Origin of the sequence: Bartonella raoultii, assembly GCF_019659805.1 — a bacterium.
Classification (GTDB): domain Bacteria; phylum Pseudomonadota; class Alphaproteobacteria; order Rhizobiales; family Rhizobiaceae; genus Bartonella; species Bartonella raoultii.
On record NZ_JAIFRO010000001.1, the window covers coordinates 187,771 to 197,500 of the forward strand.

Sequence of the window (9,730 nt, forward strand, 5' to 3'; positions counted from 1 at the left end):
GTTTGATTATCTATGGTTGCAACTTTTCATTAACCCAAGTAAAAAAAATCCAGTATATTTGAGACTCTCATTTTCTAGCCTCCATCTCTAGCAAAAACTGAAATCCTCATATCATACGCTTAATAGCTAGGTTTTTTATATATAAAGATCTTGTTTCAAACTCCACAAAGAGTGATTAAAGCATTGACCGCTTCTAAAGTTCTTAATAAGTCTTTTTGAAAGAAATCAAGATATAGCCAAAACTCCTTTGTAAAAGCGCATTTGGATAACCTCATGCATTTATAGCAAGCACAACACAAACATTTAGAAGCCTTACTGCCAATATTTATATTCTAGCCATAAAACATTTTATAAGGACTCGAATTCCTCTGAAATGGCTTTCAAGTTTCTCTGTAATAAAAGGTAAAATTTTCACAGTAGGGAAAATGACAATATGAAAGCTCATCCATTGTTTTTCCTCTATCCTATAACTGTTCTTTTAAAAGCTAAACTTGCGCAGCAATTTTTATGCTAAAAATAATAAATATATTGTTTTTTGTATCAATGTTCCTCCCCCATAACAACCACTAGCAATAACGCACTTTCGTAATACTAAACAAAGAGATAACCCATTTTAAGTATGCTCAATACAATAAACTTCACTAAAACCCACTTATCAAGCTCCCGTAATCCTTATTGAAATCGATTACCAGAATGCAAATTAAAAAGCAGCAAAATTGTTACATAGGATACTCTTTTTTCTTCACTCAGTCTATTTCCAATTGCATATAATAACGTGCTTTATAAATGTAAATAATAAAACCTATAAGACAGCACAAAGCTAAAAGAACTGCCATAATCTGTGGATTGTGCCCGGATATCTTTCCGATAAGCGCCGCACTAAGTGCTGCACTGCCTAGTTGTAAAGCTCCCATCATACCAGAAGCTGCCCCAGCAGCTTGTGGATGCGACGAAATAGCCAACGCTGTCCCTAATGGTAAGAGAAAGCCATTTGCAAAAGTAAGAACAGCAATAGTGATAAAGCTCGTTACAAGTGGCCATGGACTTACATACATTTGCAAAGCAAAGAGCCCTCCTCCTATCACAAAAATAATATATCCACGCCGTACAGTTTTTTCCATAGACTCTCGCTTAAAAAGCCATCGTGCAGTAAGATTTCCTAAGACATAGGGTAATGAAACAACAATATAGCTATAACCAATATAGACCAGCGGTAAACCTAAAGTAGTGAGTAAAAAAGGCGATTCTACAATATAAGCAAAATAAGCCCCATAAGAAAAACACGGAATAAGAGCATAAAAAACAAACTGCTTATTTTTAAGAGTCCCCAAATAGCCTTTCATAAATCCTATGAGAGAAAACCGCTCTCTTTTTTGGGAAGGTAATGTTTCGTTTAACACAAAATAACAAAGCAAAATAGTAAAGAATATAAAAAGGCATAAAAAGATAAAAGTCGCTTGCCAATGAAAAGCCTGTACCAAGACTCCTCCCACTAAAGGTGCAAATGCAGGTGACATTCCAATAAAGGGAAAAACAATCAAATATAGCCTTCCTGCTGCTTTTTTATCCAATAAATCATTGATAATAGCACGGCTTAAGACAAGCCCCGCACAAGCTCCAAGACCTTGTAAAAAACGTAAAGCAAGAAAAGCCTGAATATTAACCGTATAAATGACACTAAGCGTAGTAAACAACCATAAAAACAAGCCAAAGAGAAGTATTTTTTTACGCCCAAAATTATCACTCAGTGCGCCATAAATGAGCTGTCCAAGTGCCAATGCAAACAAAAAAATTGCCACCGCACTTTGAATCTGAGATTCAGTAACATGATAATATTGGCGCATTTCTCCCAGTGCTGGAAGAAAAATATCTGTAGAGACGAGTCCTCCCGTCGATAAACAGACAATAAGTATAATGAATGGCAATGTATATGTATTATTCATAGGGAATGGGATATCTTGTAAATTATAAATGAATATTATTTATTTCATATAAACGTCTTATTCTATATTCTGATAAAGACAAGCCTATTTTAAATTTATAAATAGAAATATACAAATAATTTATTATAAAATTTTACTTTTTCTTTATTAAGCATAGAACAATTTTTCAGCATTCATGAAAATTCTCAATAAATCTATAAAGCAAACTTTCAGCACAAGAGCGTTATTATTCTCGCTTTTATAAAGATTTTCGCTATAAATACGTATGGTCTTTTTGAGATACTTTCCCTTTTTTTTGTATCCATAAAGTTCTCTTTTGGAACATAATTGTTCAGGAAGCATTGTATCTTCAGCATCAATCAAGGAGATAAACAATGGAAACCCGCATTCCTGAAGATACAGCATTTGATACACATTTTCTAAAAGAAGCATCCTTAGAAACAAAGTATCCTCTTTTTCATACCTCTATTTCATGGTCAGCAATCTTTGCTGGACTCATCACAGCTCTTGCCCTTTCAATCGGCTTATCCTTCTTAGTGTCCGCTTTAGGTTTTCGCCAAATGGATTTTTCCTCTTCCTCTCCCTTTCAAGGCTCTTTTCTTTCCGTAGGAATTGGTTCAATAATCGTTATGTTTATAAGCCTTGCTTTGGGCGGTTTTGTTGCTGGACGTTTTGCCGAAACATCAGGAGCTCTTCATGGCTTTCTCACTTGGGCTCTCTTAACGCTGCTCATGACCCTCCAAGCCATCCACGTGGTTTCAGCAACAGCAAAACTAGGCGCTAAAACAGCCCTAGAAAACAGTTCCATGTTGCAACAACCCCTAGAGAGTTTCAAAACAAATATTTCCCCTCTTTTTTCAAAGGTCAACAGTGAAACCTTTGAAAAGTTTTTGACACAGAAAAATGACAGCGGAATGAATTTTGACAAACTCGGCAATGAATTGCGCACACTTCTCAACAAAAGCGACATTCCTGCTCTTAACCCTGAGCGCTTGAAAAAAACGTATCAGGAAGCACTCAACGATATTGGTGCTGCGATAACAGCTTTTAAAAATAATCCTTCAGGCTATCGCACCTATTTGAAAAATCTCTCTGAGAACCTTTCTGATCGCGTAGAAGCCCTTAGCACAAAATTGGATCGAAGCGATATCATCAATGCCCTCATGAAGGGTGGCATGACACATACACAAGCACAAGAAAACGCTCATCAAGCACTTCGTCTCTATCAAACAGCAGAAGATAAAACCGAAAAAGCCATTAAAACACTTGAAGAACAGGCTGAAACACTCTCTCAAAAACTTGACAAAACCATAGAAAAAGCAAAAAATACAGCCGACAAAGCCACAAAAACAGCATCACACATGGGATGGTGGGGCTTCTTAGGGAGCCTAATGGGCGCTCTTCTTTCTAGTGTCTTTGGTTATTATGGCTACAAAAGCCGCAAGGATACTTTTATGCTTTAAAAAAATTGCTTCCAAACACATAAAATCAATCTCAAAAGCTGTACAACACCTGTACAGCTTTTTTCTTGCCTACATTTTTTTGATGCCTCTGCTTTTCCTAGCTTTTATTGCAAATATGTGATTTTCACAAATGTTGCGATATCCCTCATATTTGCAATGCATATAACTCCTAAAATCAGCCATAAAATTTTCATTGCAACAATGAGCCCTATAGACTCCATATTTTCTATAAAAATTGATTAATGAAAGAACGCGTACACATTTATACAATAAATGACCGATAGAGAGCAAAAGACTCTATCAATAAGGTAGAGTTTGCATCTTTTATCACCAGCCTTATTCCTCTCACACTGCATAAAACCAGGCAAATGATAGCGTTTAAAGAGTTCCCATTGCCAATCAATAGTTTACTTTGCATAATGGGAATTGTTAACTGTAATCTTGACATTTCATGGATAGAAACCACCTTATAGCAGACTGTAAAAAAGCCTATAAAACGAAATCAAATTTCATTAAAATCCGTAGACGACTGCTCCCTTTGGAGCAGACAGACATCTCTCATGTAGGCTCTGCTTTTATTCTTACACCAAGAAAATTGACAGCAAAGACATTCCTCTATCACTTCATTGCGATTAGCTTAGCTGGTGTTTTTTTATAGAAAAAGGGGATTTTTACATAAAGAACCATCACCACTCCCCATCACATTCTCTTCAACATTGCAACAAATACAAACAAATGTGCATTTTGAGCGCTCTGTGAATTTATGGGACCAAACCGACATTTTTCAAAAATATCCATATGGAGTATAATCAGGCATAAAACCCCAACCATCGAATTTGAAAGTTCGCTCATATCCATAACTAAGGTGGTGTAAATACCCCTGTGTATTTTATAGTAACTTAACAGACAAACTATTTAAGATTTCCTTTACAATATGCTGTATTTGTTATATAATAGGACAGTTATTCAATAATTATATATAATTTAAATAAATTATATTTCCGCTATATGATAGAATGCGGGGGCTGGAATATAAATGTGAGTTTGCAAGAAATAGATGTCAATAGATGCGTTTCATTTTCTATAAAGGGGCAATCAGAGAACTGTTCCCGTTTAATCGCGATGAAACAACATCTTATGATTGGTATAAGTCCATTCAACTCAAGGTTTTCAGAAAAATATATCACTGAGCTCATATATTGGAGCGCGGAAAAATTTAAAGATATTGATGTATTGCTTCCAGATATAGAATCGGCAATGCTCCTTGTATTGGCATCTGGAGCGCCTAAGGCTAAAGCAGAGAGAAAAACAAAAAGGGAGCTCAATCGCATAAGGCGTATATTATGCAATATTCAGGATTTTAATAATTTAGAAAAACCATTTCGCATTCTTGACTTCTCCCAATACAAACAAAATGAAAACTACAAAATACTAAAATCAAAAGCTATAGATCTATACAAAAAAAACTTAAAATTTAATGACTTATGTAGAAAAATGTCAATCCAAGCAGTTGGGAATCGAGCAAAAAGCGTGGGATTATCAACTGAAGAAATGAAAAATTTAGAAGCAATAAATATCTCTATTGAATATATTTTCAATGAAATACCATTCTACATAAATACCCCATCTTTACTTAATAGAGAAAGCTCAGTTTTAGCCTACCATCGTGAATGGCCGGTAGGAGAGTTATTGCTCAACAGCGAAGCGCCTCTCTTTGTTGACAGGCAACAAGGACATGGAATTATTTCTATATGTACACAAAATTATGATAAAGGGTCAGTTTATGATTTAAAGTGTAAGGGGAAGGCAAAGTGGTACGCCATGTTATTAAATTCAACATTATGGACAAAAATTTTCAAAAAAATCCATACAATACATACCAAACGGTACATTCTTCTAACTCTGTTCTTTGGGACGAAAATCTTAAGGCTTATTTTTTGGGACAATATGAAGATGTCAACGCAATTTTGAAAGATAACCACTTCACAACGGCTCCTTTAGCCGTTCGAGCTGAGCCGGTAATGGGCGATCGCGTATTGGCCCAAATGGAAGGAGATGAACATCCCAGTAAGCGGCAAGCCATACTTTCAAAACTTACTGGAAAAATGTTTCGCACTCGCTATGCATCCATTATTGAAAAAACAATAGATCAACTTCTTACGCCGCATCTTGGAAAAGGAAAAATAGATATTATCAATGAATTCGGTAAGGATTATAGCGTGCTTGTTACATTAATGGTCTTAGGCTTACCGATAGATCGCTACAAGGATATAGCAATGTGGCACAAGGGAATTGCATCTTTCGTCACCAGCCTCAACCAATCAGATGAAGATAAAGAATTCAGCTTATCATGCAGCAAAAATATCATTTCTTATCTAACGCCACTGATAGAAGAATGGGATAAAAATTCATCAGAAGATTTAATATCTGTTTTATGTAAAAAAACAAATGATGGCAACAGTATGACAACTTCTGAAATAGTTGCACTCGTCCTTAATATGCTATTAGCCGCCATAGAGCCCGCCGACAAAACATTAGCTTATCTTTTTTATCATTTGCTCACAAACCCAGACAAATTAAAAAAAATCCAAAACGATAGGACACTTCTTGGCGATGCGATCGCAGAGACATTACGCCTTACTTCTCCTGTTCAGCTTATACCACGCCAAACCAATCAAGCGATAGAGTTCAGAGGAATCTCGTTACCGGCTAACTCTCTCGTTTTTTGCATGATCGGAGCTGCTAATCGTGATCCTGATGTTTTTATGGAACCCAATAATTTTATACCAGAACGTAAACGGGTTGGTAAAACTGGGGAGAAGCTTATAAAGACCGCAAACCATCTGGCCTTTGGAGCAGGCATGCACGTTTGTGTAGGTGCTGCTTTTGCTCTCATGCAAATAGAGTTAACAGCAAATAAACTCCTCGATAAACTCATTGAGATCAACTTAATTAATGGTTTCGTGTTGGAGGAAGAGGGATTGTACACAAGAGGACCATCGGCCCTCCCCATCACATTTATCCCAATAGCACAGTCCTCACAAACAGATATTCATTCTCAAAGCCTATAATTTATGAGGCAGAACCAATAGTATGTAGTATAAAAACTATCAATAGGGGTATAACAATGCAAAAACAAGATTCCTATAGCAAATCAGAAAAGTCTATCATCTATACCGTCATTATTTCCAGTATACTCCCTCTGCTAGATGGAAGTATTGTGAATGTTATCCTTCCAAACCTTGCGTATTATTTTTCAGCCGAAGAAAAGAATATACAATGGATTGTCACCTCTTATTTTCTCGCCACTGTGCCAGGACTATTAATGGCAGCTTTTCTACAAGGAAAAATAGGCGTTAAAAAAACGTGGCTGCTTGCAAACTGCATTTTTATGCTTGGCTCACTGGGAGTAGGACTAAGCTACAACTTTCAAACTATTATATCAGCCCGTATTGTTCAAGGTTTTGGAACAGGCCTGTTGCTCCCCTTGAGCCAAACTATTATTGCGTTACAATTTGGCAAAGAACGGATGCGCCAAGCAATGGGTACTATAGCGATACCAACAGTTTTTGCTCCTGCCTTTGGCCCGCTGATAGGAGCCTCAATTGCTCAGTATATGTCTTGGCGTTTGTTATTTTTCATCAATATTCCACTTATTCTCTTGGCTGTTGCCATTGGAGCAAAGCATTTAAAGAGCTATGAAATAGCAAAAATAAAATTTAATTTCTTTGCCTTTTTAACCTTTTCCATATCCCTTATTGCATTTTTTTACCTCACAGAAGCCCTAACAAACAGAAATAACTATAATATCATTTCTACCACAGCACTTATAGCAGTGCTCTCTCTCTTATTATTTATTATTTCTAATCAGAAAACACAGAACAAATTAATTGTCTTTAGCGGATTTAAAAACGCACACTACACGTTACTCATGGTAATGGGGCTTATGGCTTCCTTTCTTTTTTATAGCCTTCTTGTTTATTTCCCCCTAGCCCTCGCCTTAAAAGAGCCCCATGAAAAGAGCCTTCTCATCATTGGCGCTCTCCTTGCTCTACAAGGGGTGGGCGCATGGATCGGCAGAAAATTTATTTACCAAAAATGGAAAGAAAAATCTCCCTTTTTTATGATCGGAATAGGGTTGGTAATATCAAGCTTTGGATTATTATGTTTCGGCTATAATATAAAAATGGATGGGCTGGGATTCTTGCTAAGGGGTATAGGACTTGGCATTACCACCATTGTATGCCTATCCGCCCCTATCCAATATGTCAACAGTTTATACATCAAAGATACGGCCGTTATCACACGCATATTACAGCAAATAGGTGGCGCCTTAGGAGGAGTATTTGCTGGTTTTTTGATACATCTTCTAACAAAGGAATACCTCTCCTTAACGCAAACATATCTCATATTCTTTCTATTCTCTCTTGCTGTATTTTTACTGTTTTGCCTCGCATTCTTTTTATCACGTAAAGAGAATAGCGCTGATTTATAACCTCGTTTGTTTAAACACCTCATACCATTTAAATAATCATACAGCTTTATGACTGTTAAAGAATATCAATGTACTGAAATTTTGTTTTAACCTTTATCACTTTTTATAAAAAAAGCGCTAAACGAGCAGATTTTTTAAACTCTAAAATCAGCAATATTTGTACCTTGCAGTGTTTTTACTTTTTAAAATTGTACCCTTAAAGTCCATAAAAACCTATTGAAAGAAAGGAGTTTCTTATCATCTTTTGGAAAAAATCCACGAAAGTTAAAGACGCTTTTCAACGCACAAATAGGATGATAAAGCATGATAACAAACCTCTCACAAAAAATATGGCAATGAAGCCCTCAATACTGGCTCTATCTGCTATGAATGACCACATCACATACAGTAATAGAGAACATTATACACTTTAAACCGATAAACCCACCCTACATCTAGATCTTACCGTCATGATCAGCCTAGCAAACATCTCCCACATCACAAAATAGGATTTTAAAACATCCCTTTTATTGAAAATAAAACCGTATTGACCAGCATAATGAAATTTAAAAGAACACCTCTCAACCAAAGCATTCTGGGTGAAAAATTCTAACAAAAACACTCTATGTAAAAATGAAAAACAAAATTGCCTATATTGATAGGAGCTTAATGACTGGCATCATTTCAAAAACAGTATTATTGGAGAAACTCTCAAAAATAAATAAAATCAATCTTGTAATCAAAAAATAAAATGTTACGTAAAATTCTCAATTTCAAGGCAAGTGTAAAGCTTATTCTCATAACCACTCTTTTGAGCAATATGGGGATTTTTATGGTTATTCCTTTTTTAGCGATATACTTAAACAAATTGAATACGCTGAGTGCGATAGAAGTGAGTACTATTATTGGTGTGGCTCTTTGGTGCCAAAAAGCCGGCTCCCTTTTAGGAGGAATACTATCTGATTATGTGCATATCAAAAAAACAATACTTTTAGGGTTAGCGATAAGAGTTCCAAGCTATCTTACCATTGGTTTTACGCATAATTTTTATATTCTACTCCTCTCCTGTATCTTCATTGGATTAGGAAGCAGTATGTATTATCCTGCTGCAAAATCTTTTTTAGTAAAAAACGTCTCTATAGCAGAAAAAGTTGATGTTTTAGCCATAAGACTCATTTTTTCCAATACAGGGGCTGCTATTGGCCCATTACTTGGAATGCTCATTTTTAAAATTCATCCTCACTTATTATTTAGTCTTGTTAGCTTTATCTTTTGTTTGTTACTCCTTCTCAACACGATATTATTAAAAGACTACACTACGACCAATACACGCAATAAAATAAATTTTTCTGATTTTAGAAAACTGCTAACGAACAAAGCTATGCTTTGTGTTGCATTTTTTATGTTTTTCTTTACCTTCTTTTACGTACAACTTGAAACCACTATACCGCTTTTTAGTGATAAAACGCTTGGAGAAAGTGCTCCTGCATATATATTTTTATTCAATGCCCTTATTGTCATCTTTTTTCAACTTTTTGTTGCAAGATGGGCATGTAAAGAAAAGTCCCAATTTCCTATCACCTTTTCTTTTATTTTGTTTGCACTCTCCTTCTTCACCCTCAACACTCTTCAACATACTTACATAATTCTCTTTTTAGCGATCATTCTTTTTTCCTTTGCTGAAATCATTATACGCGTACGTCTTGATTATAATGCAACAAACATAGATGAGCGCCTCATTGCAAGTGCACTTGGTATCACGAGCTTATCAAGTGCTTTTGCAGGAATAGCAGGAAGTTATGTAAGTACTCTATTCTATAAACAAGATCTTTTTGCACTTTCTGTTTGGC

Annotated in this window: 5 protein-coding genes and 1 pseudogene (1 of these 6 cut by a window edge); 5 read left to right on the forward strand and 1 reads right to left on the reverse strand. The window is 35.7% G+C overall.

Annotation, left to right across the window (positions count from 1 at the left end):
* Nucleotides 1–746 precede the first annotated feature (746 nt).
* Complete coding sequence (locus K3248_RS00795; RefSeq protein ID WP_220716476.1) at nt 747–1,943, reverse strand: multidrug effflux MFS transporter; 1,197 nt, start codon at nt 1,941–1,943, stop codon at nt 747–749.
* A gap of 374 nt (nt 1,944–2,317) precedes the next feature.
* Between K3248_RS00795 and K3248_RS00800 the strand changes: the two genes are divergently transcribed.
* From K3248_RS00800 to K3248_RS00815, 5 genes and pseudogenes are all read left to right on the forward strand, one after another.
* Nucleotides 2,318–3,406: a DUF3792 domain-containing protein gene (locus tag K3248_RS00800; protein WP_220716477.1), complete on the forward strand. Its 1,089-nt coding sequence runs from the start codon at nt 2,318–2,320 to the stop codon at nt 3,404–3,406.
* A gap of 1,008 nt (nt 3,407–4,414) precedes the next feature.
* Nucleotides 4,415–5,143: pseudogene (locus K3248_RS08580) on the forward strand (tRNA-dependent cyclodipeptide synthase); the annotation flags it as partial.
* Between the two features lie 104 nt (nt 5,144–5,247).
* Entirely contained in the window at nt 5,248–6,477 is a 1,230-nt protein-coding gene (locus K3248_RS00805) for a cytochrome P450, cyclodipeptide synthase-associated (protein ID WP_220716580.1), read from the forward strand.
* A gap of 56 nt (nt 6,478–6,533) precedes the next feature.
* The gene (locus K3248_RS00810; RefSeq protein ID WP_220716478.1) at nt 6,534–7,901 is read left to right on the forward strand and encodes an MFS transporter; all 1,368 of its coding nucleotides are present in this window, start codon (nt 6,534–6,536) and stop codon (nt 7,899–7,901) included.
* A gap of 730 nt (nt 7,902–8,631) precedes the next feature.
* Nucleotides 8,632–9,730: the 5' portion of an MFS transporter gene (locus K3248_RS00815; protein WP_220716479.1), read on the forward strand. The gene runs 74 nt beyond the window's last position; 1,099 of the gene's 1,173 nt are visible here — the first part of the coding sequence; its start codon is at nt 8,632–8,634; its stop codon lies off the right edge, out of view.

Coding starts and splice junctions, on each gene's coding strand:
- K3248_RS00795 (WP_220716476.1), bottom strand. CDS start 1,943: ATGAATAATACATATACATTGCCATTCATTATACTTATTGTCTGTTTA.
- K3248_RS00800 (WP_220716477.1), top strand. CDS start 2,318: ATGGAAACCCGCATTCCTGAAGATACAGCATTTGATACACATTTTCTA.
- K3248_RS00805 (WP_220716580.1), top strand. CDS start 5,248: ATGGACAAAAATTTTCAAAAAAATCCATACAATACATACCAAACGGTA.
- K3248_RS00810 (WP_220716478.1), top strand. CDS start 6,534: ATGCAAAAACAAGATTCCTATAGCAAATCAGAAAAGTCTATCATCTAT.